The sequence below is a fragment of the Pseudomonas sp. ASL8 genome (assembly GCF_056680355.1).
In genome coordinates, this window is record NZ_CM155278.1 from 3,752,363 (window position 1) to 3,779,176 (window position 26,814).

At 57.2% G+C, this 26,814-nt stretch carries 24 protein-coding genes; 17 read left to right on the top strand and 7 right to left on the bottom strand.

The window, feature by feature from the left end:
- Positions 1-90 precede the first annotated feature (90 nt).
- The 3 genes from AC1MEA_RS17290 (at position 91) to AC1MEA_RS17300 (ending at position 2,532) form a co-directional block, all read left to right on the top strand.
- A complete protein-coding gene (locus AC1MEA_RS17290; protein ID WP_480416900.1) occupies positions 91-975 on the top strand; it encodes a LysR family transcriptional regulator in 885 nt (294 codons plus the stop codon).
- Positions 976-1,003: 28 nt separating this feature from the next.
- Complete coding sequence (locus AC1MEA_RS17295; protein ID WP_480416901.1) at positions 1,004-2,029, top strand: Fic family protein; 1,026 nt, start codon at positions 1,004-1,006, stop codon at positions 2,027-2,029.
- Between the two features lie 125 nt (positions 2,030-2,154).
- Positions 2,155-2,532: a VOC family protein gene (locus AC1MEA_RS17300; protein WP_219063197.1), complete on the top strand. Its 378-nt coding sequence runs from the start codon at positions 2,155-2,157 to the stop codon at positions 2,530-2,532.
- A gap of 53 nt (positions 2,533-2,585) precedes the next feature.
- On the opposite strand, the gene AC1MEA_RS17305 is transcribed toward AC1MEA_RS17300, so the two are convergent.
- Positions 2,586-4,049 carry a mannose-1-phosphate guanylyltransferase/mannose-6-phosphate isomerase gene (locus AC1MEA_RS17305; RefSeq protein WP_480416902.1) on the bottom strand — a complete coding sequence of 488 codons (1,464 nt, stop codon included), beginning with the start codon at positions 4,047-4,049 and terminating at the stop codon, positions 2,586-2,588.
- The gene (locus tag AC1MEA_RS17310) at positions 4,049-5,485 is read right to left on the bottom strand and encodes an undecaprenyl-phosphate glucose phosphotransferase (protein ID WP_219063195.1); all 1,437 of its coding nucleotides are present in this window, start codon (positions 5,483-5,485) and stop codon (positions 4,049-4,051) included. The genes AC1MEA_RS17305 and AC1MEA_RS17310 overlap by 1 nt, the downstream gene beginning before the upstream one ends.
- Before the next feature lie 399 nt (positions 5,486-5,884).
- On the opposite strand from AC1MEA_RS17310, the gene yegS reads away from it, so the two are divergent.
- A complete protein-coding gene (yegS, locus tag AC1MEA_RS17315; protein ID WP_480416903.1) occupies positions 5,885-6,808 on the top strand; it encodes a lipid kinase YegS in 924 nt (307 codons plus the stop codon).
- Between the two features lie 49 nt (positions 6,809-6,857).
- On the opposite strand, the gene AC1MEA_RS17320 is transcribed toward yegS, so the two are convergent.
- Positions 6,858-7,325 (bottom strand): hypothetical protein, encoded by a 468-nt coding sequence (locus AC1MEA_RS17320; RefSeq protein WP_480416904.1) that lies wholly within the window; start codon positions 7,323-7,325, stop codon positions 6,858-6,860.
- A gap of 347 nt (positions 7,326-7,672) precedes the next feature.
- Between AC1MEA_RS17320 and AC1MEA_RS17325 the strand changes: the two genes are divergently transcribed.
- Positions 7,673-8,602 carry a chemotaxis protein CheV gene (locus AC1MEA_RS17325; protein ID WP_219063192.1) on the top strand — a complete coding sequence of 310 codons (930 nt, stop codon included), beginning with the start codon at positions 7,673-7,675 and terminating at the stop codon, positions 8,600-8,602.
- 87 nt (positions 8,603-8,689) lie between these two features.
- Complete coding sequence (locus tag AC1MEA_RS17330) at positions 8,690-9,499, top strand: MOSC domain-containing protein (protein WP_480416905.1); 810 nt, start codon at positions 8,690-8,692, stop codon at positions 9,497-9,499.
- A gap of 92 nt (positions 9,500-9,591) precedes the next feature.
- Here the strand turns inward: AC1MEA_RS17330 and AC1MEA_RS17335 are convergent, their stop codons facing one another.
- The gene (locus tag AC1MEA_RS17335) at positions 9,592-11,520 is read right to left on the bottom strand and encodes a transglycosylase SLT domain-containing protein (protein WP_480416906.1); all 1,929 of its coding nucleotides are present in this window, start codon (positions 11,518-11,520) and stop codon (positions 9,592-9,594) included.
- Positions 11,521-11,748: 228 nt separating this feature from the next.
- On the opposite strand from AC1MEA_RS17335, the gene AC1MEA_RS17340 reads away from it, so the two are divergent.
- Positions 11,749-13,659, top strand: coding sequence for an ATP-binding cassette domain-containing protein (locus AC1MEA_RS17340; protein WP_322178576.1), 1,911 nt, complete (start codon positions 11,749-11,751; stop codon positions 13,657-13,659).
- 109 nt (positions 13,660-13,768) lie between these two features.
- Here AC1MEA_RS17340 and AC1MEA_RS17345 read toward each other — a convergent pair whose 3' ends face one another.
- The gene (locus AC1MEA_RS17345; protein ID WP_219063188.1) at positions 13,769-14,209 is read right to left on the bottom strand and encodes a universal stress protein; all 441 of its coding nucleotides are present in this window, start codon (positions 14,207-14,209) and stop codon (positions 13,769-13,771) included.
- Positions 14,210-14,310: 101 nt separating this feature from the next.
- On the opposite strand from AC1MEA_RS17345, the gene AC1MEA_RS17350 reads away from it, so the two are divergent.
- The 7 genes from AC1MEA_RS17350 to AC1MEA_RS17380 all read left to right on the top strand — a co-directional run bounded on the left by AC1MEA_RS17350 (position 14,311) and on the right by AC1MEA_RS17380 (position 22,760).
- Positions 14,311-14,748, top strand: coding sequence for a hypothetical protein (locus AC1MEA_RS17350; RefSeq protein ID WP_449634499.1), 438 nt, complete (start codon positions 14,311-14,313; stop codon positions 14,746-14,748).
- Positions 14,749-15,379: 631 nt separating this feature from the next.
- The gene (gene fadB, locus AC1MEA_RS17355; RefSeq protein ID WP_219063186.1) at positions 15,380-17,527 is read left to right on the top strand and encodes a fatty acid oxidation complex subunit alpha FadB; all 2,148 of its coding nucleotides are present in this window, start codon (positions 15,380-15,382) and stop codon (positions 17,525-17,527) included.
- A gap of 24 nt (positions 17,528-17,551) precedes the next feature.
- Positions 17,552-18,727 carry an acetyl-CoA C-acyltransferase FadA gene (gene fadA / locus AC1MEA_RS17360; protein ID WP_219063185.1) on the top strand — a complete coding sequence of 392 codons (1,176 nt, stop codon included), beginning with the start codon at positions 17,552-17,554 and terminating at the stop codon, positions 18,725-18,727.
- 105 nt (positions 18,728-18,832) lie between these two features.
- Positions 18,833-19,069, top strand: a complete 237-nt coding sequence (locus AC1MEA_RS17365; RefSeq protein WP_480918165.1) for a DUF1653 domain-containing protein — start codon at positions 18,833-18,835, stop codon at positions 19,067-19,069.
- A gap of 113 nt (positions 19,070-19,182) precedes the next feature.
- Positions 19,183-21,795 carry a type I DNA topoisomerase gene (gene topA / locus AC1MEA_RS17370; RefSeq protein WP_219063184.1) on the top strand — a complete coding sequence of 871 codons (2,613 nt, stop codon included), beginning with the start codon at positions 19,183-19,185 and terminating at the stop codon, positions 21,793-21,795.
- Positions 21,796-21,935: 140 nt separating this feature from the next.
- Entirely contained in the window at positions 21,936-22,457 is a 522-nt protein-coding gene (locus tag AC1MEA_RS17375; RefSeq protein ID WP_219063183.1) for a DUF6586 family protein, read from the top strand.
- 69 nt (positions 22,458-22,526) lie between these two features.
- The gene (locus AC1MEA_RS17380; protein WP_219063182.1) at positions 22,527-22,760 is read left to right on the top strand and encodes a hypothetical protein; all 234 of its coding nucleotides are present in this window, start codon (positions 22,527-22,529) and stop codon (positions 22,758-22,760) included.
- Between the two features lie 14 nt (positions 22,761-22,774).
- On the opposite strand, the gene sulA is transcribed toward AC1MEA_RS17380, so the two are convergent.
- Both sulA and lexA read right to left on the bottom strand, forming a co-directional pair.
- Positions 22,775-23,248, bottom strand: a complete 474-nt coding sequence (gene sulA / locus AC1MEA_RS17385; RefSeq protein ID WP_219063181.1) for an SOS-induced cell division inhibitor SulA — start codon at positions 23,246-23,248, stop codon at positions 22,775-22,777.
- Positions 23,249-23,258: 10 nt separating this feature from the next.
- On the bottom strand, positions 23,259-23,867 hold the full coding sequence (lexA, locus tag AC1MEA_RS17390; protein WP_219063180.1) for a transcriptional repressor LexA: 609 nt from the start codon (positions 23,865-23,867) through the stop codon (positions 23,259-23,261).
- 264 nt (positions 23,868-24,131) lie between these two features.
- Between lexA and AC1MEA_RS17395 the strand changes: the two genes are divergently transcribed.
- The 3 genes from AC1MEA_RS17395 (at position 24,132) to AC1MEA_RS17405 (ending at position 26,802) form a co-directional block, all read left to right on the top strand.
- Positions 24,132-24,839 carry a TetR/AcrR family transcriptional regulator gene (locus AC1MEA_RS17395; protein WP_219063179.1) on the top strand — a complete coding sequence of 236 codons (708 nt, stop codon included), beginning with the start codon at positions 24,132-24,134 and terminating at the stop codon, positions 24,837-24,839.
- A 212-nt stretch (positions 24,840-25,051) separates the two neighbouring features.
- Positions 25,052-26,050 (top strand): beta-N-acetylhexosaminidase, encoded by a 999-nt coding sequence (gene nagZ, locus AC1MEA_RS17400; RefSeq protein ID WP_480918166.1) that lies wholly within the window; start codon positions 25,052-25,054, stop codon positions 26,048-26,050.
- 11 nt (positions 26,051-26,061) lie between these two features.
- A complete protein-coding gene (locus AC1MEA_RS17405) occupies positions 26,062-26,802 on the top strand; it encodes an S-methyl-5'-thioinosine phosphorylase (protein ID WP_449634503.1) in 741 nt (246 codons plus the stop codon).
- Positions 26,803-26,814: the final 12 nt, after the last annotated feature.

The following is a 26,814-nucleotide window of genomic DNA, read 5'->3' on the forward strand; positions in this document are numbered from 1 at the left end:
ATGGGTAACGTGCCAGCAAGCTTATTGCACTGCTTTAGGCGCTTTGTTACCTGGGCTTGAGCACTTCATTACCTTTGAGCTAATACAGTCATGGAAATACGCCACTTTCGTTACTTTCTGGCCGTCGCCAAGCACAGGAATTTCAGCCGTGCCGCAGCACAACTGGGCATTGCTCCGCCGACGCTTACCCGACAGATTCAGGACATGGAAAGCGCCTTGGGCACGCGCTTGTTCCTGCGCCTGCAACGCGAGGTCAGCCTGACGGATGCGGGCAGGGCCTTGCAGGCAGAGGCGGAGCTGACCGTGCGTCAGTTCGAAGCCGCGCAGCTCAATGCGCAGCGAGCGGGGCGCGGTGAGACCGGCCACATTGAGCTGGGTTATGTGGCTTCGGCGGTGTTTTCCGGGGTGCTGCAAAAACAGGTCAGCAGCTTTCGTCTGCGTTACCCAGACGTCGGTTTTGCCATCAGCGAGAACCTGATGCCGGCGTTGCCAGGATTGATCGAGGAAGGGCGGTTGGATGTCGGTTACATCCGCTCGCCCATGCATTTACCCGAAGCCCTGAGCACCATCAGTCTGTTGGTAGAAGGCTTCGCGCTGGCGCTGCCAGGCAGCTCATGGCTGTGTCGTCTGAAAGAAATCAATGCGGCGCATTTGCAGAATGAAATCTTCATTCTCCCCGAGCAGATATCCGGCACCTTGCAGGTCGCTGCGCAAGGCGGCTATGCGCCAACGCTTGGGCCTCAACCGGGTGGGTTGGTCGCTGTGGTGGCGCTGGTGTCCCTCGGCCAGGGTGTGGCCGTGGTGCCGGAGTCGATGGTGGACCACATCAAGTTGCCCAATGTGGTGTACCGGCGTATTCAAGACTGCCAACCTTCGTCATTCTTGTCGCTGGTCTATCGACGTTTTGAAAAGGCTCCGGCGGTGGCGCGTTTTATCGAACACGTAAAGGATTTCAGTGAGAGACCCACTCTGTAACATGAAGATTGATCATGGACTTTAGTAAATGAAGAAATACCAGCCACCGTTGACACTGACCCCACGGATGCTCGCCCTCGTCGCAGATATCAGCGAACAGGTCGGTCGCTTGTCGTCGTTGCGGGAAACGACGCAGACCCCAATGCTGAGGCGTGGCAATCGCATTCGTACCATTCAGGCGTCGCTGGCTATCGAGAACAACACGTTGAGCCTGGAGCAGGTGACTGCGGTGCTGGACGGGCAGCGAGTGCTTGGTCTGCCTCGTGAGATTCAGGAAGTGCGCAATGCCTTCGCTACTTACGAAGCTATGCCCGGATGGAAAGCCGATGTCCGCTCTGACCTGTTGCAGGCTCACGCGCTATTGATGCACGGCTTGATAGATGACGCCGGTCGGTTTCGTCGGGGCGGGGTGGGGATTTATCGCGGTGACCGACTCCTGCATATGGCTCCTCCGGCCAGTCGCGTCGCGGCACTCATGGATGACTTGCTGGGTTGGCTGGAGGGGGGCGATTTGCATCCGTTGATCGCCAGTTGCGTGTTCCATTACGAGTTTGAATTCATCCACCCCTTTGCGGACGGCAATGGACGAATGGGTCGACTCTGGCAAACCCTGATCCTGAGTCAGTGGCGTCCAGTGCTGGCGTATCTGCCGGTAGAAACGGTCATTCGTGATCAGCAGGACGCGTATTACGGTGCGCTATCCGCGGCAGATCAGTTAGCCGAAGCGACGCCTTTCGTTGAATTCATGTTGGGTGCCTTGAAGCAGGCTCTGAGCGACGTGGATCAGACCGTACAAGTAACCGCACAAGTAACCGCACAAGTAACCGACCCGGTAAAAAAACTACTCAAGGTTCTCGCAAGCCATCCTTCGTTCAAGTCCGGCGAGCTGATGGAGCAATTGGGCCTCGTGCATCGGCAATCATTTCGTAGCACGTACCTCAACCCGGCATTGGCGGCAGGGCTGGTGGAAATGACCGATCCCGACTCACCCCGCAGCCCTGTGCAGATGTATCGGTTGACTGAGCGTGGCCATTCAATGCTTAAACATCCCTAAAGCCTCAGTCGACTTCGTCAGCCTCTGCAAGGCATTCGGGTCATTGTGCTCGGGCACCCAATTCCATTCCGTGTCATTAAAATGCACCAGCAAGTGCCTTCGACCTTGTTCAAGGAGCTCAACCCATGATCGACCATCTTGACCATTTGGTCCTGACCGCCAGCAATGCCGATGCCACTCGGGATTTCTATACCCGCGTGCTCGGCATGCAACTGGAGACCTTTGGTGCCGGACGTATGGCGTTCACGTTTGGCAACCAGAAAATCAACCTGCACATACGCGGGCACGAATTCGAGCCCAAGGCGCATCTGCCGGTTCCGGGCGCGCTGGACCTGTGCTTTATTGCGTCGATTCCGCTGGAACAGGTGATTGAGCGCCTGGCCGAGGCCCGCTGGCCGATTGTCGAAGGCCCGATCATGCGCACGGGCGCCACCGGGCCCATTCGCTCGGTGTACGTGCGCGACCCGGACCTGAACCTGATCGAAATTTCCGAGCAGGTCTGAGCGGGTACAGCTGCCGCTACTGCCTGCTGTTCTCTCGAGGGTGATGCGACCTGCTAGGCCTTGAGCGTTTCCACGGGCACGCGACCATAAACGTCGGTGAAGCGAACAATGTCGTCTTCACCCAGGTATTCGCCGCTCTGTACTTCAATCATGACCAGATCAACCACGCCGGGGTTGATCAGGCGATGAGTGCGGCCAGGTTTGATAAACGTCGACTCATTGGTGTCGAGTAGAAATTCACTGTCGCCGTTGGTCACCCGCGCCATGCCGCTGACCACAATCCAGTGTTCGCTGCGGTGATGGTGCATTTGCAGTGACAACGATGCCTGAGGGCGGACCATGATGCGTTTGATTTTGAAGCGTTTGCCTTCTTCGAGCACGGTGTAGGTCCCCCACGGGCGGGTGACGGTACGGTGCAGGCGATAAGCATCATGGCCTTGGCGCTTGAGCTCCTTGGCAATGATTCTGACGTCCTGGCTACGATTGGCGTCGGCAATCAGCAGCGCGTCGGGGGTATCGATGATGATCAGGTTATCCAGGCCGACACCGCCCACCAGTCGTCGTGGCGAGTCGATGTAGCAATTGGTCACGTCATGCAAGACGGTCTGGCCGTTGCATTGGTTGCCATCGGTGTCGGCCGGGCTCAGTTCACGCATGGCCTGCCATGAGCCGATGTCGCTCCAGCCCAGCTGGCACGGCACCACCGCGACTTTTTGCGAGGGCTCCATCACGGCGTAGTCGATGGAAATGTCCGGTGCCAGAGCGAACAGTTCACTGTCCAGTTCCAGCTGCAATTCGTGATTGCCTTCTTTGCTCGTGCTTTGCTCCAGGCAAGCTTTGACCGAGGCCAATACTTGCGGCGCGTGCTCTTGCAGCTCGCGCAAGATCGTGTCGGCGCGCATGCAGAACATGCCGCCGTTCCACAGGTGCAATCCACCGTCGAGGTAACCCTGAGCGGTATCAGCGTCTGGTTTTTCGACAAAACGGGCCACTTGATAGGCTGTGGCTGTCGAATTCAAGGCCTGACCTTTTTCGATATAACCAAACCCGGTTTCAGCCTTGGTCGGTACGATGCCGAACGTCACCATCCAGCCTTGGTCAGCCAGTGTTCGAGCTGCGTTCACGGCTTGAGCGAACGCCTCTACATCCTTGATCAAATGATCGGCTGGAAGAATTAGCAGGTGAGCATCGTCGCCGTACAAACGAGCGACATGCAGCGCCGCAGCCGCGATGGCCGGGGCAGTATTGCGCCCGAACGGTTCGAGGATGAAGTCCAGGCTCACGTGGCTCTTATTGAGTTGGCGGTAGTCGTCCACCGTACGGAAATACACGTCACGGTTGGTCACGGTCAGGATTCGGTCGACGTCGGCCAATCCGACGGCCCGAACGAAGGTTTTTTGCAGCAGACTTTCGCCATCGGGAAGACGCATGAAGGGCTTGGGCATGGCTTCGCGGGAAACCGGCCACAGTCGGGTGCCGGCGCCGCCAGCGATAATGCAAGGGATGAGAGTGCTCATCAATAGGCCTCACGAGTGAATAGCACTGCAGGAACAGTGCGGAAAAGGATGTACAGATCAAACCAGACCGACCAGTTTTCTATGTATTCGAGGTCGAATTCGACGCGCTTTTCGATTTTTTCCAACGTGTCCGTTTCACCACGATAGCCGTTGATTTGCGCAAGGCCAGTAATGCCCGGTTTGACCCGATGGCGAGCCGTGTATTCTTTGACCGCTTCTTCAAAAAGAATGCCTGCGGCCTTGGTTGCAGTGGCGTGCGGACGCGGCCCGACCATGGACATACTGCCGGCGAAGACGTTGAACAGTTGTGGCAACTCGTCAAGGCTGGTCTTGCGGATAAAGCGTCCAATCCGGGTGATCCTGGCGTCACCGCGAGTGGTTTGCGTCTCGGCGGTCGCATCGGCTTGATGCTGGTACATCGAACGGAATTTGCAGACTTCGATCAGCCGGTTGTTGTAGCCGTAGCGCTTTTGCCTGAACAGCACCGGGCCTGGGGAGTCGAGCTTGATCGCAATGGCGACCAGCACCATCACCGGTAACAGCAGGAGCAGGGCAAAGCTTGCCAGCACCATGTCCTCCAGTCGTTTGAAAAAAGGCGACCAACCGCGCAGCGGTACTTCGGATGCGTTGAACATCGGCAGGTTAGCCACTTCGGTGAGGCGGTTGTGAGCATGCCGGAACGCAACCATGTCTGGGACCAGCAGCACGTTGACGGGCAACCTGCGCAGCTCGCGAATGATGTAATCCATACGGTTTTCTGCGGTCCAGGGCAGGGCGACCAGCACCTGAGTGACCTTCTCTTCGCGAATCAGCCTTTCCAGATCGCCGGAGTTGCCCAGTACTGACAGATTGGCCACGGTTTTAGGCATGCGCCCGATACGGTCGTCGATAAAACCGGAAACCCCGGAACGGATGTCCTGGTTCTGCTCCAGGTACTCGGCCAGGCGCTGACCGTTTTCAGTTGCACCGAGAATGATCGCGTTCTGCAGGAAGAAGCCTTTTTGCATGAGGCGCTGGAACATCATCAGCAGGAAAAGACGCTCGACGCCGAACAGCACAAAGCTGGTCGTGAACCAGAGGATCAGTTGCACATCGGAGATGTAGTTGAACAGAGACAATGCCTGATGCATGAACAGCAGCAGGCAGAACGCCGAAGACCACGCGAACAGGGTCAGGCGAAAGCGCAGCAGGTTGCTGAAGATGGATTCCGAATAGACCCCGATGGCCTGAAAGATCAATACGCTGATGAAACCAAAGAACATCAGCACCGCTAAATAGCTCTTCAGTGCAATGGGGTGGTCAGTTTGCCAGAACGCCAGAATCAATAATCCCGGGAGAATGCAGGTCACGCCGTGCACGAGGCGAATACCGAACAAAAAATATTCGACCAGGCTGGAGCGCGTAAGCAGAAGACTGTCAACAGGTTGCAGGCGCATAACTGTCCATCCCTCAAGCCATGAATTCAGTGCCAAATCCCGCGGCACTGAGACGGATATTCATTAGCAAAGTCAATAAAATGACTTTTGTGCATTCCCTTATCAAGATAGCCAATATTCTGTCGAATTAAACACAGGCCCTGATTGCATTTCAATGGCAATTTGCAGCTGGGCAGTTTTTTTCTACAAAATATTTCTGGCCTTTCTGTTTTTACCTCTGAGATCAATCCAACTGAATTGATTTTGTGGCGTGAGTCAGGTGAAACAGAGGGTGTCGTTTTGTGGTGGAGTTAAGGGGGTAATCATTTTTTCTGGTTGATGGGGCCTTTTTGCCTGCCGGATGGTCAATAGTCTTCACAAGCCGCATTGGTATTGAGTTTCGAGAGGGAGAAGACAGCAATGACACTGCGCAGGGCATTTTTGATTTTGCACGGCAAGCAAGCCCTCAATGAAGAGGTTCGTTCGGCCGTGGGCGCCAAGCGTGACGAGGGGTGGCAGCTGGAAGTGAGAGTGACGTGGGAGGCTGGCGATGCTCAGCGTCTGGTCGCCGAAGCGCTGGCGGCGGGTCATCGGAAAATTATCGCCGGCGGTGGAGACGGAACGCTGCGTGAAATCGCCGAGGCGCTGGCATTGGCCGGGCACCCACTTAGCGATGAGGCCAGCCTGGTGTTGTTACCAATGGGGACCGCCAATGATTTTGCGCGCGCCGCAGGCGTCCCGTTAACCATGAAAGAGGCGCTGGACTTGCTTGATGTGCCACCCCGCAGGGTCGATATGGGTGAAGTCGGCGGCCAACTTTTTTTGAACATGGCCACCGGTGGCTTCGGCAGTCAGGTAACAGCCAGTACGTCAGAGGATTTGAAAAAAATCCTCGGTGGGGCGGCTTATCTCTTCACGGGCCTGTCGCGCTTCAGTGAATTAAGTGCAGCCTACGGTGAACTGACCGGGCCAGACTTCCATTGGCGCGGCGATCTGCTGGCCTTGGGGATTGGTAACGGTCGTCAAGCCGGAGGCGGACATGTCCTGTGCCCGACAGCCTTGGCCGATGACGGCCTGCTCGACATCAGTATTCTGCCTGCGCCGCAAGACGTGGTGAGCACGCTAAAGGGATTGCTTGAAGGGGGGCTGGGGATCGATAACATGTTTGTACGCGCACGGCTGCCCTGGGTCGAAATCAAGTCGGCGCAGGGGCTGGACATCAATCTCGACGGTGAACCCATGGCTGGCGAAAGCATGCGCTTCGTCGTCCGTCCTGCGGCCTTGCGCGTGCATTTACCCGCGCATTCGCCACTGCTCGGCACCGGTGAGCAGGTCGGTGATTGAGGTTGATGAGTCGCGCTCGCGCACGGAGCAGCAGAGGCGGCGATCTTGCCTAGATGTTTGAGTGATTCGGGGCGGTCGACCAACGCGTGTCGGGCATAAACCGCGAGCGTTGATTTTCAAGTCCGACGATGACCGCGAACGCGTTCAGCAGTTCCTGTTGCTCGCTGTCATCAAGCAACAGCATTCCCGTGCCGGTATCGACCAGTTCAAGCTGCCAGGCAAGGAGGATGAAGCAGCGCCTGAGGCTGGACAGCGCATCGCCCTGAAGGCAAGTCTGGGGATGGGCAAGCTCCAGTAGGTGACGAACATGGCGGGAGAAATCAGCGATGCTCTCAAGCGACAGGGCATCCGCCTCGTCGGTGATGATCGACAGGGTATCGAGCAGGCACTCGATGGCGTCCCTGTCGTTGATGAACCATTCCAGATGACTCAGGCACTCTTCCGCCTTGGCGAGAAGTGTTTGCGATTTAGTCAGAAAATCAGGGAGCGAATGTTGCCACTCATTGCTGTTCAACATGTTTTATCTCCGCAACTCATGGACAGCGATCGTAGGTCGCACTCGGCGAGTGGCTCCAAGTTAATGTTGAAATCAAACGGATGTCTGTAGTCCGTTTCCGAATGTTTTTTCGGGTTCAATCGGCGAGTCCATAGCGTCTATTTGCATCTGCTCTGCAATGTGCCTGGCGAATCTCTTTCGCGTCGTAACGGGCAGAGGCTATTTTCGGAAAGGCAAATGACCCAAACAGTGATGTTGATGTGACATCAAGGGCGTTACGTGGCATTTTGTTGCAATTAAGGTCCCGCTCACTTCGGCCGATAACGGGTTGAGCGCTCTCAATACGAACTATCCCCCAGGAGTCATTAATGGCTGGCATTCTCGACACGGTAGATCAACGCACGCAGCTGGTGGGTGAGAATCGCCTGGAAATTCTGATGTTTCGCCTGGCCGGGCGACAACTGTTCGCGATCAACGTTTTCAAGGTTCAGGAGGTTTTGCAGCTGCCCAAGCTGACCCTGATGCCACAACGTCATCCCTTTGTCTGTGGTGTGGTCAACCTGCGTGGTCAGACGCTCCCGGTCATCGATCTTTCCCAGGCGATTGGTATGCGTCCGCTGATACCGGGGCCCACCAGTACGATCATCGTCACCGAGTACAATCGGTCGGTGCAGGCGTTTTTGGTTGGGGGGGTGGATCGCATCGTCAACATGAACTGGGAAGCGATTCTGCCACCGCCTGTCAGTGCTGGCCGCCAGCATTACCTGACCGCCATCAGCAAAGTCGATGATCAGTTGGTGGAGATTATCGACGTCGAAAAAGTCCTCGCTGAAATCGTGCCCTACAACGCCAAAGTCTCCCGTGAAAAACTTCAGGATCCCGTCCTGGAGCTTGCCCGTGGTCGCGAAGTGCTGTTGGTGGATGATTCGAATGTGGCGTTGGCGCAACTGCGTGACACCTTGTCTCAGCTTGGGGTGAAGATGCACATCGCCCGCGACGGTCTCAAGGCGTTGAATATGCTCAAGGCATGGGCTGATACCGGCGAAGTCATGACTGACAAGCTGTTGATGGTGTTCACCGACGCCGAGATGCCGGAAATGGATGGTTATCGCCTGACCACCGAGATCCGCAACGATCCCCGTTTACGCGGTCTGTATGTGGTACTGCACACTTCGTTGTCGGGCAGCTTCAACGAATCAATGGTGAAGAAGGTCGGCTGCGACAACTTCCTCTCCAAGTTCCAGCCGGACAAATTGGTCGACGTGGTGCGTGAGCGTCTGATGCTGGATCAGGCCTGACGGATTTTTGGTTTCGGGGTGGGTTGGGGGTGTCGTACGGGGTGGTAACTCGTATAGATTGACGCTTTGTCCATTACGGAGCTGACCATGCTGCGTCTCAGCGCGCTTTATCGATTTCCACTCAAATCTGGCATGGCCGAACCTCTGCAGCAGGCCCGGTTCGATGGGCTGGGCCTGGCTGGAGATCGACGCTGGATGTTGGTGGAAGAGGCTTCCGGGCGCTTCTTCACTCAGCGAGCCATGCCGCACATGTCACAGTTGTCGGTGTTGTGGAATGCCGACGGCGGGGTGACCCTCAATGCCCCCGGCTTCCAGGCCCTCGATGTGCCCTTGCCTGAAGACACCGAAGCGTCGCTGCGTGGTGTGACCGTGTGGCGCGACACCCTGCGTGTGCCCGATGCGGGGGATGAGGCGGCGCAGTGGCTCAGCGAGTTCATGGGTAAGCCGACACGCATGGTTCATGTGCCCGACAACCGTGCTCGCTGGTTGCCCAGTGGCTACGGCACGGTTGAAGACAAGGTGGGTTTTGCCGACGGCTTCCCCTTGCTGCTGATCGGTCAGGCTTCGCTGGATGATTTGTCGGCAAAGGTCGGCTGGCCGCTGGAGATGCTCCGGTTCAGGCCCAATCTGGTGGTTGAGGGCAGTGAAGCATTCGCCGAGGACGGCTGGAAGCGCATCCGTATCGGCGACATCGAGTTTCGTCTGCTCAAGGGCTGCTCGCGCTGCATACTCACGACCATCGACCCCAAGACCGGTGAACGTACCCAGGATCGCGAACCATTAACAACCCTCAAGACCTATCGCGAGCGCGAAGGGGAAGTCTGGTTTGGGCAAAACATGGTTAGCGACGGCCCGGGCATTCTCGACGTCGGGATGCCGGTGACGGTGCTGGAGTAGGTCGCAGCGGGTACATACATCGACTGTCAGCGAATTCAGTCGCGATAAGGCAAGGTGTCAGGCAGCGAAGAGCTGCCTGACACCTTCAGTCCTCACTGATCGTCGAAAAACCGCTCGTGCCAATCCACCAGAGGCTGTGGCGAGTTGAGTTTTTCGCCGTAGATCACCGAATAAGACAGTACGTTCTGCACATACTGACGTGTTTCGTCGAAGGGGATGCTTTCAACCCACACATCGAATGCCAGGTGGTTCGCGCCCTTGAGCCATTGGCGAACGCGGGCGGGGCCAGCGTTATAGGCGGCCGATGCGAGTACGCGGTTGCCGTTGAACTGGCTGTGTACCTGGCTCAGGTAGGCAGCGCCCAGCTGGATGTTTTTATCCGGGTCGAGCACTTGCTGGGGCGATGCCAGCGGAATGCTGAATTTGCGAGCGGTCTCCTTGGCAGTGGTCGGCATTAATTGCATCAGGCCACTGGCACCGACGCCGGAACGCGCGTCGTCCATGAAGGCGCTTTCCTGACGTGTAATGGCAAACACCCAGCTGGAGTGCAGGCCGCGGACATTGGCTTCACGTACCAATGTCTCGCGGTGGGCCATCGGGAAGCGGATATCCAGGTCGTCCCAGTATTGCGCCTGACTGATGGTGCGGATGGCCGGAAAGTACCAGTGCATGTCGTAGGCCAGTTTTGCCTGAGCGACCATTTCATCGCGGCTGAACAGGCGGCTGACGTGGTACCACTCGCGCCGACCGTCCACCACCTGGCCACGATCGTGAAACTCCAGTGCCCGACGTACGCCTGGCGTGGTGCGGACCTTGTTGATGAGCTGCTGACTGAGCATCAGCGGCTTGTTGTTCAGCTGATAAGCGGTCTGCGTACGGTCGGCGGCAAGGAAGCCATAGAAGTCGCGCTCCTTGGCGACCGCTTTGTAGAGCGTTGGCACCAGCGGGCTAGTCGGCTGAGACAGCTCCAGAGAGCGCGCTTGCCAGTAACGCCAGCGATTGGTGATCGCCAGGTCCTGCGGCAGTTTGCGGGTCAACTGATACGCATCGTCCCAACGGCCCAAGCGCAGCAGCAGGCGCAAACGCCATTCGGTGACCGTGTTGTCGCGCAAGTCCGGGTCATATTTGGTCATGATCTCCAGCGCCCGACCATCGAAGCGGCGGGCCAGCGTCAGACCGATCTCCTTGGCGATTTCCACTTGCTCATCGCGTGAGAAATGCATCCTCGCCGAGTAGCTGTCGAGCATGTCCATGGCTTTCTGCGGGTCCAGCTTGGCCAGGCGTCGCAGGCCAAGACCGACTACATCGGACATGGCTTCATCGACCGGCGTGAAGCGCGAAGGGTCGTTGAGCAGTTCAGGTTTCTGTGCGACCGCGATCAGCAGCTTGCCTTGCGGGGCCAGCGTAACGAGGCTGTCGACCAGGGAATTGGCCAGGTTGTAATTGCGTGCTTGTGCGGCCAGCTTGGCACGCTGCCAGCGTTTCTCTTCCGGTAACTGGCCCTCAGCCGCCCAGCTCGAAAATAACGCATCGCACGCGGCAGGCTGAGTTTTGCCGGTCATCCACAACTTCTCGGCACTGGCATAACCTTGTGCGCGCAGGTTGTGGCTCAACTGGTATTGGCCGTAGAGGCAGTCGAGTTCGGTGAAGTTGAGCTTTGGGTCGTAATACTGGGCGAATGTCTGCCAGTCGCCACGTTCAGCCAGCCAGCGCAACCAGCGCAGCTTCATCCAGTTGGCCTGAGGCAGGTCGCCGTGAGCCGAGAGAAATCGTTCGATCTCCGGATTGGTCGCGGTCTTGAGTCGTGCGGTCAGTTCGTCATAGGCCAGATAAGGTTCCAGCGGATAATCGGCGAGCGCCTGGCTATACCGCACGTAGGGGCCGGAATCACCTTTGGCCAGTGCGCGCTTTGCCTCGTCGTAATACTGACGCTGAAGGGTGAGATCTGCTGCTTGTGCCGACTGCGCAGCGGTCGCAGAGAGAAGCAGGCAGGATAAAAAACTGAACAAACGACTGCGCATGAGACTTCCGTGCAGATGAACCGTGAAAGGTACTACTAGCTTAGCCCTTTGCCAGCTCCGGGTGAAAGCATTGCCGACTATGCGACGTGTGACAGAAATATTCATCCGCCTCTTTTATAGGGAGCAAATCAGGGATTTGCGTCCAGTCGCGGCGGGTTGTTCGTCATTGAATGCCGACATAGTCCGGGTATCTCAGGTAGAATGCGCGCCCAGTTTTTGGAGAAACTCATGACCCTGCTCAAATTCAGCGATGTGTCCCTTGCTTTCGGCGCTATGCCGTTGTTGGACAAGGTGTCCTGGCAGATCGCCCGTGGTGAGCGGGTGTGCATCATCGGCCGCAATGGCACTGGCAAGTCCAGTATGTTGAAACTCGTCAAGGGCGTACAAAAGCCTGACGACGGTTCTGTGTGGCGTGCCCCGGGTCTGAAAATCGGCGAACTGCCGCAGGAATTACCGGTGGCCGACGATCGGACAGTGTTCGACGTGGTCGCTGAAGGCCTGGATGGCGTCGGCGCATTGCTTGCCGAGTACCACCACCTGAGCCAGAACATCGTCACCGCCGAGGATCTGGACAAGCTGATGCATGTTCAGCACGACCTTGAGTCCCGCGACGGCTGGCGTCTGCAGCAATTGGTCGACAGCACCTTGAGCCGCCTGCAATTGCCGGCCGACAAAACCCTGGCTGAGTTGTCCGGTGGCTGGCGTCGTCGGGTCTTGCTGGCCCAGGCGTTGGTTTCCGAGCCCGATCTGCTGCTGCTCGATGAACCGACCAACCACTTGGATATCGGCGCGATCGCTTGGCTCGAAGAGGCCTTGATGGGCTTCCAGGGCGCGGTTCTGTTCATTACCCACGACCGGTCCTTTCTGCAGAACCTGGCCACCCGCATTCTTGAACTGGACCGTGGCGGTCTGATCGACTGGGATGGCGACTACGCCAGCTTCCTGGTCCACAAAGAAGCCCAGTTGTCCGCGGAAGAAACCGCCAACGCGCTGTTCGACAAGCGCCTCGCGCAAGAAGAAGTCTGGATTCGTCAGGGCATCAAGGCTCGTCGCACCCGTAACGAAGGTCGCGTACGCGCCTTGAAAGAGTTGCGTGTGGAGCGTGGCGAGCGTCGTGAGCGCACAGGCAAGGCCAACATTCAGCTGGATACATCCGACAAGTCCGGTAAGCAAGTGATGGTTCTGGACAACGTCAGCTTCGCTCACCCGGGCGGTCCGTTCCTGATCAAGGATTTCTCCATGGTCCTGCAGCGCGAGGACCGTATCGGTCTGTTGGGCGCCAACGGTACCGGCAAGACCACCTTGCTCAAGCTGATGCTTGATAACCTGCAACCCTCCAGCGGCACCGTGGAAGTGGGTACGCGTCTGGAAGTGGCCTATTTCGACCAGTTGCGTCACCAGCTCGATCTGGAAAAAACCGTTATCGACAACGTGGCCGAAGGTCGGGATTTCATCGATATCGACGGTCAGAGCCGGCATGTCCTGAGCTATCTGGGCGACTTCCTGTTCAGCCCGCAGCGTGCTCGTACGCCAGTGAAGGCATTGTCCGGTGGCGAGCGTGCGCGTCTGTTGCTGGCCAAACTGTTCAGCAAGCCAGCCAACCTGCTGGTACTCGACGAACCTACCAACGACCTCGATGTGGAAACCCTCGAGTTGCTTGAAGAAGTGCTGTTGACCTTCAAAGGCACCGTGTTGATGGTCAGCCACGACCGGGCATTCCTCGATAACGTTGTGACCAGCACCTTGGTGTTTGAAGGTGAAGGCAAGGTTCGTGAATACGTCGGTGGTTATCAGGACTGGCTGCGCCAGGGCGGCTCGCCGCGCCTGCTGGGTGTGACCGAGAATAAATCCGGTAAAGCCGAACTGGCGACTGCAGTTGTTGCTGCGACGCCTGTGGCGGCTCAGGAAATGCCAGTGGCCAAGAAGAAGCTCAGCTATAAGCTGCAACGCGAGCTGGAAGGGCTGCCTGCACAAATCGACGATGTCGAGGCGCAGATGGCTGCTCTGACGGCTGAAATGGCTCATGCCGGTTTCTATCAGCGCCCAGCCGAGCAGACTGCTGCAGTGCTGGCGCAAATGGAAAACCAGCAAGCGCAACTCGATGCATTGCTGGAGCGCTGGGCCGAGCTGGACGCGTAATGCGTTTTGCTTTGCTTTGCTGAGCTGAATAAAAAAGCCCGGGCCATTTGCAAATGGCCCGGGCTTTTTACTGAAGGCGGGTCGCACCTGCCTTCAATTTACATCCCGGTTACTCAGGGCGCTTCAGGCGCACGGCAAGAACATCGCACGGCGCACCGTGGAGGACGTCGTTGGCAGTCGAACCGAGCAGCAACGCCAAGCCATGCCGGCCATGGCTGCCGACAACGATCAGGTCGCAGCCCTGCGCCTTGGCCAGTTGATGGATTTCCTGTCGGGGCTGACCATAGGTGAGGTGGCTGTCGCCGATCCGGACTTCCGGGTATTTCAGCTTCAAGGCTTCGAGTTTCTCTTTGGCCTGGTCGAACTGCTGCTGTTGCAATTGGGAGAGATCCATCGGTACATCGCCACCAAAGGCCATGGCCATGGGTTCAACGATATGCACCAGGGACAATTTGGCACCATTGCTGACGGCGAGTTCGCGAGCGCGGCGGATAACAGGATCGCACTCTTCAGTGAGGTCTATAGCGACCAAAATGTGTTCGTATGGCATGAGGAGCTCCTCTTTAGGATTGCGATAGCTGTAAGTATGGCTCTTTTCACCCAGGGCTGGGTGCGCGGTTAAATTGATAATTACTTCTGGGAATAAGAAATATGACGGTCTGGATAGTGTTGTCAATCCTTGCGCTGGTCCTGAGCCCTTTGGCGTGGCTGCGACCTTCGCGTCATCAGAGCGGCAAGATGGCCCTGCGCATGGAGGCACGGCGTATTGGGCTTGGCATGCAACTGGCGCCTCAGGAATGGCCGCACTGGCTGCCAGAAGAGCCGCCAAGCCCCTGCGCGCAATACCATCGACCGCGCCGTAGCGAACGGGCCGTGTGCTGGGTCTATTGGCAAACCACTCCAGGCGTCTGGCTCAACCAATGGCGCGAGCCCTGCGAGGATGCGCAACTGATGGCCCAGTTCAGTACGCTCCCAGCCAACGTTTTCAAGGTCGAGGCGGGTCAGCAAATGATCGCCTTGTACTGGGGCGAGCGCGGCGAGCCCGAAATACTGCAACGCATCTCCGCCGTCCTTAAAGCGCTGGCTTGACGATTCTGACTGTGTTGGCAATCAGCCATACCTCAAAGTCCAGGCAATAAAAAGCCCGACAACAACATCGGGCTGGGGTGGCCAGGCAGGCCGATAATCTGTAGCGATCCCTGCGACGAGACTGGGAAGGCACTGTGCTGCGCGATGTTTCGGCCGGACGTGTTTGGCCTGAAACATTCAGTGCGCTGAATGTAGTCGCTCCCGAAGCGTTTGTCGCTGTCGCGCCCATCATTTTATTCGCAAAAGCTGCCCGTCACCTCAACCGTGCAGGGTTTGCCCGACACTTTGCGTCAGTCTGTTCGTCATCACGTGCATGAATACTTCCCCATCAATCGTGTATCAAACCTGTGATGGGCGCTAATGAATGATCATGCACCCCCATAATTCGCCGCTTTTATTGACGTTCTGTTGATTTGACAATTGCCAGGATTTCCGTGAAGGTGTGTTACCCAAATCAAACGGTCGTATGAATTGAGCGTTTGCATTGTCAGAAGGCTCTTACAGAATCCCGGCTAATACGTCGGCGGATGTGTCTGGCGGTTTGGCGTTAGCATTGACGAAACGTCGTAGTCACGCCGGCCTCCAGTGTCCGACGTGTATTGTTCAGCTTCCATATCGTGGAGATCAGTTGATGATTTACGAAGGTAAAGCCATCACGGTTAAGGCTCTTGAAAGTGGCATCGTCGAATTGAATTTCGATCTCAAGGGTGAGTCCGTCAACAAGTTCAACCGTCTAACCCTCAACGACCTGCGTCAGGCCGTTGACACCATCAAGGCAGATGGTTCGATCAAGGGCGTGATTGTCACCAGCGGCAAGGACGTCTTCATCGTCGGCGCCGACATCACCGAGTTCGTCGACAACTTCAAGTTGCCGGATGCAGAGCTGGTGGCGGGTAACCTCGAAGCCAACAAAATCTTCAGCGATTTTGAAGACCTCAGCGTTCCAACCGTCGTGGCCATCAATGGCATCGCCCTGGGCGGTGGTTTCGAGATGTGCCTGGCAGCGGATTTCCGCGTGATGTCCAGCAGCGCCAAGGTCGGTCTGCCTGAAGTCAAACTGGGCCTCTACCCTGGTTTCGGCGGCACCGTGCGTCTGCCACGCATCATCGGTGCCGACAACGCCATCGAGTGGATCGCATCGGGCAAGGAAAACCGTGCTGAAGATGCCCTGAAAGTCGGTGCTGTCGATGCGGTGGTTGCCCCTGAAAAACTGCGTGAAGCAGCGCTGGACCTGATCAAGCGTGCCATTTCCGGCGAGTTCGATTTCAAGGTCAAGCGTCAGCCGAAACTGGACAAGCTCAAGCTCAATGCCATCGAACAGATGATGGCATTCGAAACCGCCAAGGGCTTCGTTGCAGGCCAGGCTGGCCCGAACTACCCGGCGCCGGTCGAAGCGATCAAGACCATCCAGAAAGCCGCCAACTTTGGTCGGGATAAAGCGCTTGAAATCGAAGCTGCCGGTTTCGTCAAAATGGCCAAAACCTCGGCTGCGCATAGTCTGATCGGTCTGTTTCTGAACGATCAGGAACTGAAGAAAAAAGCCAAGATCTACGATGAAGTCGCGAAAGACGTGAAGCAGGCGGCGGTACTCGGCGCAGGCATCATGGGCGGCGGCATTGCCTATCAGTCGGCTGTCAAAGGCACGCCGATCCTGATGAAGGACATCCGCGAAGACGCCATTCAATTGGGTCTTAACGAAGCGTCCAAGCTACTGGGCAACCGTGTCGACAAAGGTCGCCTGACGTCGGCGAAGATGGCTGTGGCCCTCAACGCAATTCGTCCAACCCTGTCCTACGGTGATTTCGGCACCGTCGACTTCGTCGTCGAAGCTGTGGTCGAGAACCCTAAGGTCAAGCAAGCTGTGCTGGCTGAAGTCGAAGGTCAGGTCAAGGAAGGCACCATTCTGGCGTCCAACACCTCGACCATTTCCATCAGTTTGTTGGCCAAGGCCCTCAAGCGTCCGGAAGACTTCGTGGGTATGCACTTCTTCAACCCGGTGCACATGATGCCGCTGGTCGAAGTGATTCGTGGTGAGAAGTCCAGTGAAGTCGCGGTTGCGACGGCTGTGGCTTACGCCAAGAAAATCGGCAAGAACCCGATCGTGGTCAATGACTGCCCGGGCTTCCTGGTCAACCGTGTCCTGTTCCCGTACTTCGGCGGTTTTGCCAAATTGGTCAGCGCGGGTGTGGACTTCGTTCGCATCGACAAGGTCATGGAAAAATTCGGTTGGCCAATGGGCCCGGCCTACCTGATGGACGTGGTCGGTATCGACACTGGCCACCATGGCCGCGACGTGATGGCTGAAGGTTTCCCGGATCGCATGAAGGACGATCGTCGTTCGGCTGTGGACGTGCTTTACGAAGCCAATCGTCTGGGTCAGAAGAACGGCAAGGGCTTCTACGCCTACGAAATGGACAAGAAAGGCAAGCCGAAGAAAGTCGCCGATGCCGCCGTGCTTGAAGTACTCAAGCCGATTGTCTACGAGCAGCGCGAAGTGTCCGACGACGACATCATTAACTGGTTGATGATTCCGTTGTGCCTGGAAACCGTACGCTGCCTGGAAGACGGCATTGTTGAAACAGCCGCTGAAGCTGATATGGGCTTGATCTACGGTATCGGTTTCCCTCCATTCCGTGGCGGTGCGCTGCGTTACATCGACTCCGTAGGTGTCGCTGAATTCGTCGCGCTGGCTGACAAATACGCTGATCTGGGCGCCTTGTACCAACCCACCGCGAAGCTGCGTGAGATGGCCAAGAATGGCCAGAGCTTCTTCGGTTAAGCGCCCAACGATTGAGAGGAATTTATGAGCTTGAATCCGAGAGATGTCGTGATTGTTGACTTCGGTCGCACTCCGATGGGCCGCTCCAAGGGTGGCATGCACCGCAATACCCGCGCTGAAGATATGTCCGCGCACCTGATCACCAAGCTGCTGGAACGTAACGTCAAGGTCGATCCTGCGGAAGTGGAAGACGTAATCTGGGGGTGTGTGAACCAGACCCTGGAGCAGGGCTGGAACATCGCTCGCATGGTGTCGTTGTTGACGCCGATCCCGCACACCTCGGCGGCACAGACGGTCAGCCGCCTGTGTGGTTCGTCCATGAGCGCTTTGCACACTGCTGCGCAAGCGATCATGACCGGCAACGGCGATGTGTTCGTGATCGGTGGTGTCGAGCACATGGGCCACGTCAGCATGATGCATGGCGTGGATCCGAACCCGCATATGTCACTGCACGCGGCCAAGGCTTCCGGCATGATGGGCCTGACTGCAGAAATGCTCGGCAAAATGCACGGCATCACCCGCGAAGCGCAAGACGCTTTCGGTGTGCGCTCGCATCAGCTGGCACACAAGGCCACGATTGAAGGCAAGTTCAAGGACGAAATCATCCCGATGCAAGGGTATGACGAGAACGGCTTCCTGAAAATGTTCGACTACGACGAGACCATTCGTCCAGAAACGACATTGGAAAGCCTGGCCGCCTTGAAGCCTGCTTTCAACCCGAAAGGCGGCACCGTGACGGCGGGGACTTCCTCGCAAATTACCGACGGTGCATCGTGCATGATTGTCATGTCCGCACAGCGCGCTCAAGACCTTGGCATCCAGCCTATGGCGGTTATCCGCTCGATGGCAGTGGCAGGTGTTGACCCGGCGATCATGGGCTATGGTCCAGTGCCGGCAACGCAAAAAGCGTTGAAACGTGCCGGCCTGAGTATTGCCGATATCGACTTCTTCGAGCTCAACGAAGCTTTCGCTGCACAGGCCCTGCCAGTGCTGAAAGATTTGAAAGTTCTCGACAAGATGAACGAGAAGGTTAACCTGCACGGCGGCGCGATCGCTCTGGGTCATCCATTTGGGTGTTCTGGCGCGCGTATCTCCGGCACGTTGCTGAACGTCATGAAGCAAAATGGCGGTAACCTTGGGGTTGCTACCATGTGCATCGGCCTCGGTCAGGGCATTGCCACCGTCTTCGAACGCGTCTAAAAGGTTCGAGTGATGGACGCCGGGGCCTTGTGCCCCGGCTTTTGTTTTTCTGAAGAATTGTTTTTGAAACCTTTTATTTCGGATTTATTTTACGAGGGCAGCAGCATGCAGTTACAGCCAGGACTCTATCGCCATTACAAGGGCCCTGAGTACCGTGTATTCAGCGTTGCCCGACATTCTGAAACCGAAGAAGAAGTGGTGTTCTACCAAGCGCTCTATGGCGATTACGGCCTGTGGGTGCGCCCTTTGAGCATGTTCCTTGAATCCGTCGAAGTTGACGGTGAACAGGTGCCTCGCTTTGCTTTGGTTCAGGCTGAACCCAGTCTGTTTTCAAGGCCTTGAGCTGAGATCGCGCAGTAACCTGTGCTTGACCTCACCTGATTGCCACTATATATAGCGGGCCTCGACAGGCACCAACCGCCTTTCATTTCTAGAATTCAGGAATTTTCTGATCCATGGGCAAATCGCTGGTCATTGTGGAATCCCCGGCTAAGGCCAAGACCATCAACAAGTACTTGGGTAACCAATACGTGGTGAAGTCGAGTATCGGCCATATCCGAGACTTGCCCACTAGCGGTTCCGCTAGCGCCAGCAAAGAGCCCGCTGCCAAGCGTGGCAAGGCTGCCGCTGGTGATGCGCCTGTGCTTACGCCGAAGGAAAAAGCCAAGCGCCAGCTCGTCTCGCGCATGGGTGTCGATCCTGATCACGGCTGGAAAGCCAAGTACGAAATCCTTCCCGGTAAAGAGAAGGTGGTCGAGGAGCTGCGCCGGCTCGCCAAGGATGCTGACATCATCTATCTCGCAACCGACTTGGACCGCGAAGGGGAAGCCATTGCCTGGCACCTGCGCGAAGCCATCGGCGGTGACGACAGCCGCTACAAGCGCGTGGTGTTCAACGAAATCACCAAGAAAGCGATTCAGGAAGCTTTCTCCAAGCCAGGCGAGCTGGATATTAATCGGGTCAATGCCCAGCAGGCACGTCGCTTCCTCGATCGTGTTGTTGGCTACATGGTGTCGCCGCTGCTCTGGCAGAAGGTCGCCCGTGGTTTGTCTGCAGGCCGTGTGCAATCGGTTGCCGTGAAGCTGGTGGTGGAGCGTGAGCGCGAGATTCGTGCGTTCAACCCCGAAGAATATTGGGAAATCCACGCGGATCTGGGCACCACCAAAGGCGCCAACGTACGCTTTGAAGTGGCTCGCGAAAACGGCGAAGCCTTTAAGCCGTTGAATGAAACCCACGCAATGGCTGCGCTGGAGAAGCTCAAAGCTTCCAGCTATAGCATCGTCAAGCGTGAAGACAAACCGACCAGCAGCAAGCCTTCTGCGCCGTTCATCACGTCGACCCTGCAACAGGCGGGAAGCAACCGCCTGGGCTTTGGCGTGAAAAAAACCATGATGATGGCCCAGCGTTTGTATGAAGCGGGCTACATCACGTACATGCGTACCGACTCGACTAACCTGTCAGTCGACGCGGTCACCATGGCGCGCAGCTACATCGAAACCGAGTTCGGCAAGAAGTACCTGCCTGAATCGCCAAACGTCTACAGCAGCAAAGAAGGTGCACAAGAGGCGCACGAAGCGATTCGTCCGTCCGATGTCAACACCCACCCGAGCAAGCTGACGGGTATGGAACGTGACGCTGAGCGCCTCTACGAGCTGATCTGGCGCCAATTCGTCGCGTGCCAGATGCCACCGGCGCAATACCTGTCGACCACCGTCAGCGTCGCTGCTGGCACCTTTGAGCTGCGTGCCAAAGGCCGCATCCTCAAGTTCGACGGTTACACCCGTGTCATGCCGCAGATGGCCAAGCCGGGCGACGACGATGTGTTGCCGGACATGGCTCAGGGCGACAACCTGAAGCTGAACAAACTTGATCCAAGCCAGCACTTCACCAAGCCGCCTGCGCGCTACTCCGAAGCGAGCCTGGTCAAGGAAATGGAAAAACGCGGTATTGGTCGTCCATCGACGTACGCCGCGATTATTTCGACCATTCAGGATCGTGGTTACGTGGCGTTGCATAACCGCCGTTTCTACTCTGAAAAAATGGGCGATATCGTTACAGGGCGCTTGTCCGAAAGCTTCTCGAACCTGATGGACTACGGCTTCACCGCCGGTATGGAAGAGAACCTCGATGACGTCGCTCAAGGTCAGCGCGACTGGAAAAACGTGCTCGACGAGTTCTACGGTGACTTCAAGAAGAAACTCGAAGTAGCCGAAGCGCCAGACAGCGGCATGCGTTCCAACCAGCCGGTGATGACGGACATCCCGTGCAAGCTCTGCGGTCGCCCGATGCAGATTCGTACGGCGTCGACCGGGGTGTTTCTCGGTTGCTCCGGGTACAGCCTGCCGCCTAAAGAACGCTGCAAGGCGACCGTCAACCTCACCCCCGGCGACGAAATTGCCGAGGATGATGAGGGTGAGTCCGAGTCACGCGTATTGCGTGGCAAGCACCGTTGCCATATTTGCAGCACGGCCATGGATGCGTACTTGCTGGACGAGAAGCACAAGCTGCACATCTGCGGCAATAACCCCGATTGCGTGGGTTATGAGATCGAAGAGGGCACCTACCGGATCAAGGGTTATGAAGGTCCGAGCCTGGAGTGCGACAAGTGTGGCTCCGAGATGCAGCTCAAGACCGGTCGTTTCGGCAAGTTCTTCGGTTGCACCAACCCTGACTGCAAGAACACCCGAAAGCTGCTGAAAAGCGGTGAAGCGGCGGGGCCGAAAATGGACCCGGTGAAGATGCCCGAACTCAAATGCGAGAAGGTCACCGACACGTATATTCTGCGTGATGGTGCCTCCGGGCTGTTTCTGGCGGCCAGTCAGTTCCCGAAAAACCGCGAGACCCGTGCTCCGCTGGTGATCGAGATTGTGCCGCACAAAGACGAAATCGATCCGAAGTACCACTTCCTCTGCGAAGCACCGAAGAAAGATCCAGACGGGCACCCTGCGGTGATTCGTTACAGCCGCAAAACCAAAGAGCAATATGTGCAGACCGAAGTGGAAGGCAAGCCGACAGGCTGGCGCGCGTTCTACGATGGCAAGGCCTGGAAGGTCGAAGACAAACGTTGATCCATTGCGCCTGACGTCACCCGTCAGGCGCCCATCGATTGTCTGATGCTGGCTCGCCCGGTGCGCCCAAAGCGCGTTGCGCGAGCCAGATTTGCTTTGAGTAGAGCCGTTCTTTTTTGTTTGTGATGGAGAGTGCCACCATGGCCCATGAACTCTATACCCGTACCAACCAGAAGATTTATTTTGCAGGGCTCGCTCTTGAGGCGCTGGGTAAGGCTCAGGAAAGCCGGGCGATGAATGCTATCGCGCTGGTTCAGGCTGAGCGTGAGTCCGTCCTGTTTCACCTGTATGGCGCGTTGCTCGGTTTGTGCCATGAGATCGCAGGGTTTTACCGTTTGCCCCAGGCCAATGCGCCGCGCGCAGAACTGCTGTTGACCAAAGAGGTGCTGGACGCTATCGCGATCCCGGAAATGGCCGAGCTGATCGAGCTCGCGCAGAACCGGGAAACCTGGCTGGCGCAGTTGCTGGCGGCCTACAACGCGCTGTTCCTGCCGCCGCGTGCGCCAAGGAAAGCCAAGGGTGACGTTACGCAGCCAATGATTATTGCTGTCAGCCTGGATGACGAGCCTGAGCCTGAGTTGGGCCGTGAGGAAATGGAAAGTTGGCGTCAGCAGCTCAAGAGCCTGACGATTCGTTTTCGCGAAGGGCTGAGCGAGTGCTGATTGATCGATGGGCTAGGGGCTGAGTCGACGGGCTGATACAATGCTGGCCTTTCGTGGAGAACAGATCCTATGCCAACGTCCTTTTTAGAAATTGTCGAGTTGCCCGACGGCCGCATCGAACTGCGCCGTGCTGAGGACGAGGGCTCCTTGGTTACCCTGGATTTTTCTGCTGATGCCAAAGCCTTTTTGCAAGGTCAGCACGTAGAAATCGCTAAAGCCATGCTGAGCGTCGGCGTTCAGATGGCTGGGCGCCTTGCGGAAGGCGACTTTGATAAACACGATGGCCCGCGCGTTCTTCATTGATCACGGGCTGATCTTCAGCCCAGCCGAATATTCAAACTCTGCGCATCACCCGTCCTGGCAGCGCTGATCAGCTGTTGGCGTGCCCCGGCATTGATCGGGTTGAGCCAGCTGACAACCGTGTGGCTGCGACCCAGCCGCAGAGCCTCGCAGGTCAATTGCAACGCGCTTTGTGTACCGCGTGGTTGCAATAGAAGAATCCGTTCACGATTAAGCCCCGCATCACGCAACCAGGTCTGAGTCAGACTCGCAGGTGGCGCGATCAATGTCAGCCAGCGTGCGTCCTGGTCCTGACTCAGCTCCCGCAAAATCGGCGCCAGAAGGTTCAGGCAGTTCCCGGCTGCGCCGCGCAATGACAGTTCACTAAAAGCGTCTGGCGCTGTGTTCCAGGGCGTTTCGACTACTTCTTTGAGGAGCGGGGCGATGGGCTGTGCCATGAATGCCTCGAACAGTGGTAGTTGTGCTTGCTGTGGTGTTTGGGGGAACTGCATAACGTCTCCTTTAGCGGCGAATGACGCCGACACTCAAGCCTTCGATCACCAATTCCTGATCTTTGAGGTTCACTTCAATAGGGGCGAAATCCGGGTTCTCGGCAAGTAGCCAAACCTTGCTGCCTTCACGCTTGAAGCGCTTAACCGTCACTTCATCACCAATTCGCGCCACGACGATCTGGCCATTGCGGGCTTCGCGGCAGGTATGGACGGCAATCAAGTCGCCATCGAGGATGCCGACGTCCTTCATGCTCATGCCATGCACGCGCAACAAATAGTCTGCGCTCGGATGGAAGAAAGACGGGTTGATGTTGCAGGACTCTTCGACATGTTGCTGCGCCAGAATCGGTGCCCCAGCGGCGACGCGACCGATGATTGGCAGGCTGCGTTCTTCGGACTTGGCTTCGAAGCCAGGAATACGAATACCCCGCGAGGCGCCCGGCGTCATTTCGATAGCGCCTTTGCGCGCCAGAGCCTTGAGGTGTTCTTCCGCCGCATTGGGCGACTTGAAGCCCAGTTCCTGAGCGATTTCCGCACGGGTCGGCGGGTAGCCGTTGTCTTCAAGGCAGCGTTTGATGAAACCCAGAATCTCAGCTTGGCGTGGCGTCAGTTTTATCATGATGATCGCTCTGTCTTTTTATACAGTGACTGGGATTATATACAGTGATTGCGTCTTGGCAATCGTCCTTTTTACTCAGGCCGCTGGACGGTGTGCAGGGGGCTGCTGGCAGGTGATCCGAGGCGATAAGTCACGCGGTGGCTACAGGCCCCGGGTTATATGATTAAATGCATGACTGGTCAGCCAGAAAACGAACGGGCAGACTTGACAAATAGCCCGGCTGAAACGTATGTTTCAAACAAGTGTTTGTCAGGCAGAAGAATCATGGCCCAGTCGGAAACAGTTGAACGTATCCTCGATGCTGCTGAGCAGTTGTTCGCGGAAAAAGGCTTTGCCGAAACATCGTTGCGGTTGATCACCAGCAAAGCCTCGGTCAACCTGGCCGCGGTGAATTATCACTTTGGTTCGAAGAAGGCCCTGATTCAGGCGGTTTTCTCGCGCTTCCTCGGTCCGTTCTGTATCAGCCTCGATCGAGAGCTGGAGCGCCGTCAGGCCAAGCCTGAACACAAGCCGACACTTGAAGAGCTGCTGGAAATCCTCGTCGAGCAAGCGTTGGTGGTGCAGCCGCGGAGCGGTAACGACCTGTCGATTTTCATGCGCTTGCTGGGCCTGGCGTTCAGTCAGAGCCAGGGGCACCTGCGTCGTTACTTGGAAGACATGTACGGCAAGGTGTTTCGCCGCTACATGTTACTGGTCAATGAAGCAGCCCCGAATATTCCACCGATCGAACTGTTCTGGCGCGTGCATTTCATGCTCGGCGCCGCAGCGTTCAGCATGTCCGGGATCAAAGCGTTGCGGGCGATTGCCGAGACTGATTTCGGGGTCAATACCTCCATTGAGCAGGTGATGCGTCTAATGGTGCCGTTCCTGGCAGCCGGCATGCGCGCCGAAACCGGCGTGACCGACGCGGCCATGGTCTCTGCACAACTCAAACCGCGCAGCAAAAGTACGGTCGCCGTCGCCAAGGTTTGACCGTTGATGGGTGGGCGTGGCAGCTTTCATCGGCTAAGCTAGCCGCCCATGCGTACCCTCGATTTATTCATGTCTCCCACGCCACTCCGTATTTGTCCAGCTCCGCCGATCGGCAGCGGTGTGTGCGTCTGGCTGTCTTCACTGCGCTTTGATGCCACGCCCGGATCGGGCGTCGGCTGCGTTGAGTTAAGGAATTGCATATGAGTTCTGGCCTGCAAGGCTCGTTGATGGTGGATGTCGCCGGTACTTGGCTGACCGCTGAGGACCGCCAGTTTTTGCGTCAGCCCGAAGTGGGTGGTCTGATCATTTTTGCCCGCAACATTGAGCATCCGCGCCAGGTTCGTGAACTCAGTGCCGCTGTCCGTGCGATACGACCTGAGTTGCTGTTGGCGGTGGATCAGGAGGGCGGGCGGGTACAGCGTCTGCGTCAGGGATTCGTCCGATTACCGGCGATGCGGGCGATTGCCGACAACCTGAATGCCGAATCGCTGGCTGAACATTGCGGATGGCTGATGGCCACTGAAGTGTTGGCGGTCGGGCTGGATTTGAGTTTCGCACCGGTCCTTGATCTGGATTATCAGCGCAGTGCCGTGGTCGGGAGCCGGGCTTTTGAGGGTGATCCCGAACGTGCGGCGTTGCTGGCGGGTGCCTTTATTCGTGGCATGAACGCCGCAGGCATGGCGGCAACCGGCAAACACTTTCCTGGCCATGGCTGGGCTGAAGCCGACTCTCATGTCGCGATTCCGACAGACGAGCGCAGCCTCGACGAAATCCGCGCCAAGGACCTTGTGCCGTTCGCTCGCCTAAGCAAGCAACTGGCAGCCGTGATGCCAGCCCACGTCATTTATCCGCAAGTCGATGCTCAGCCTGCCGGTTTCTCCCGGCGTTGGCTGCAAGATATCCTGCGCGGCGAGTTGCGGTTCGATGGGGTGATTTTCAGCGATGATCTGTCCATGGCCGGCGCGCATGTGGTCGGTGATGCCGCAAGTCGTATCGAGGCTGCTTTGAGCGCCGGGTGTGACATGGGCCTGGTGTGCAACGACCGGGCGGCTGCCGAGCTGGCACTCAATGCCGCGCAACGGCTGAAGGTAAAACCATCGCCACGCATCGCGCGGATGCGAGGCCAGGCGTACGCCACTACTGAATATCGCCAGCACCCACGCTGGCTGGCGGCCCTTGATGCACTGCGTGCTGCCCAACTGATCGACTGAAGGATGTATTAATGACTGTTTACGCGATTATCGGCGGCACTGGCCTGACCCAACTTGATGGCTTGAATATCCGTCAGTCCCTGCCGATGAATACGCCTTATGGTGCGCCGTCGGCTGAGATTCAGATTGGCGAGTATGCAGGGCGTGAGGTGCTGTTTCTGGCGCGCCACGGTCACCCCCATCGCCTACCGCCACATCAGGTCAACTACCGGGCTAATCTGTGGGCATTGAAGCAGGCCGGGGCCGAGGCGATCCTGGCCGTGAATGCTGTGGGCGGGATTCATCCGGCCATGGGTACCGGGCATTTCTGCGTGCCGCACCAGTTGATCGACTACACCAGCGGTCGCGAGCACACCTACTTCGCTGATGATCTGGAGCAGGTGACCCACATCGATTTCAGCTATCCCTACAGCGAAGCGCTGCGCACGCGACTTATTGCAGCGCTGGCGGCTGAAGGCTGTGCTTACAGCGACCAAGGCGTGTATGCCTGCACTCAGGGCCCGCGCCTTGAAACCGTGGCGGAGATCATTCGGCTGGAGCGTGATGGTTGCGATATCGTCGGCATGACCGGTATGCCTGAAGCGGCACTGGCCCGCGAAATAGAACTGGATTACGCCTGTCTGGCGCTGGTGGTCAATCCGGCGGCGGGAAAATCGTCGGCAGTGATTACCATGGCCGAAATTGAACAGGCACTGCATGACGGGATGGGCAAGGTGAAGGCGACTTTGGCGCGGGTGCTTGCTGCGGGCTGAAAAATGCGATTG

Coding starts and splice junctions, on each gene's coding strand:
- AC1MEA_RS17300 (WP_219063197.1), top strand. CDS start 2,155: ATGATCGACCATCTTGACCATTTGGTCCTGACCGCCAGCAATGCCGAT.
- AC1MEA_RS17350 (WP_449634499.1), top strand. CDS start 14,311: ATGACGGTCTGGATAGTGTTGTCAATCCTTGCGCTGGTCCTGAGCCCT.
- AC1MEA_RS17340 (WP_322178576.1), top strand. CDS start 11,749: ATGACCCTGCTCAAATTCAGCGATGTGTCCCTTGCTTTCGGCGCTATG.
- AC1MEA_RS17335 (WP_480416906.1), bottom strand. CDS start 11,520: ATGCGCAGTCGTTTGTTCAGTTTTTTATCCTGCCTGCTTCTCTCTGCG.
- sulA (WP_219063181.1), bottom strand. CDS start 23,248: ATGCAGTTCCCCCAAACACCACAGCAAGCACAACTACCACTGTTCGAG.
- AC1MEA_RS17290 (WP_480416900.1), top strand. CDS start 91: ATGGAAATACGCCACTTTCGTTACTTTCTGGCCGTCGCCAAGCACAGG.
- yegS (WP_480416903.1), top strand. CDS start 5,885: ATGACACTGCGCAGGGCATTTTTGATTTTGCACGGCAAGCAAGCCCTC.
- topA (WP_219063184.1), top strand. CDS start 19,183: ATGGGCAAATCGCTGGTCATTGTGGAATCCCCGGCTAAGGCCAAGACC.
- AC1MEA_RS17305 (WP_480416902.1), bottom strand. CDS start 4,049: ATGAGCACTCTCATCCCTTGCATTATCGCTGGCGGCGCCGGCACCCGA.
- AC1MEA_RS17295 (WP_480416901.1), top strand. CDS start 1,004: ATGAAGAAATACCAGCCACCGTTGACACTGACCCCACGGATGCTCGCC.
- AC1MEA_RS17365 (WP_480918165.1), top strand. CDS start 18,833: ATGCAGTTACAGCCAGGACTCTATCGCCATTACAAGGGCCCTGAGTAC.
- AC1MEA_RS17330 (WP_480416905.1), top strand. CDS start 8,690: ATGCTGCGTCTCAGCGCGCTTTATCGATTTCCACTCAAATCTGGCATG.
- fadA (WP_219063185.1), top strand. CDS start 17,552: ATGAGCTTGAATCCGAGAGATGTCGTGATTGTTGACTTCGGTCGCACT.
- AC1MEA_RS17405 (WP_449634503.1), top strand. CDS start 26,062: ATGACTGTTTACGCGATTATCGGCGGCACTGGCCTGACCCAACTTGAT.
- AC1MEA_RS17375 (WP_219063183.1), top strand. CDS start 21,936: ATGGCCCATGAACTCTATACCCGTACCAACCAGAAGATTTATTTTGCA.
- lexA (WP_219063180.1), bottom strand. CDS start 23,867: ATGATAAAACTGACGCCACGCCAAGCTGAGATTCTGGGTTTCATCAAA.
- AC1MEA_RS17310 (WP_219063195.1), bottom strand. CDS start 5,485: ATGCGCCTGCAACCTGTTGACAGTCTTCTGCTTACGCGCTCCAGCCTG.
- AC1MEA_RS17395 (WP_219063179.1), top strand. CDS start 24,132: ATGGCCCAGTCGGAAACAGTTGAACGTATCCTCGATGCTGCTGAGCAG.
- AC1MEA_RS17345 (WP_219063188.1), bottom strand. CDS start 14,209: ATGCCATACGAACACATTTTGGTCGCTATAGACCTCACTGAAGAGTGC.
- fadB (WP_219063186.1), top strand. CDS start 15,380: ATGATTTACGAAGGTAAAGCCATCACGGTTAAGGCTCTTGAAAGTGGC.
- AC1MEA_RS17325 (WP_219063192.1), top strand. CDS start 7,673: ATGGCTGGCATTCTCGACACGGTAGATCAACGCACGCAGCTGGTGGGT.
- AC1MEA_RS17380 (WP_219063182.1), top strand. CDS start 22,527: ATGCCAACGTCCTTTTTAGAAATTGTCGAGTTGCCCGACGGCCGCATC.
- AC1MEA_RS17320 (WP_480416904.1), bottom strand. CDS start 7,325: ATGTTGAACAGCAATGAGTGGCAACATTCGCTCCCTGATTTTCTGACT.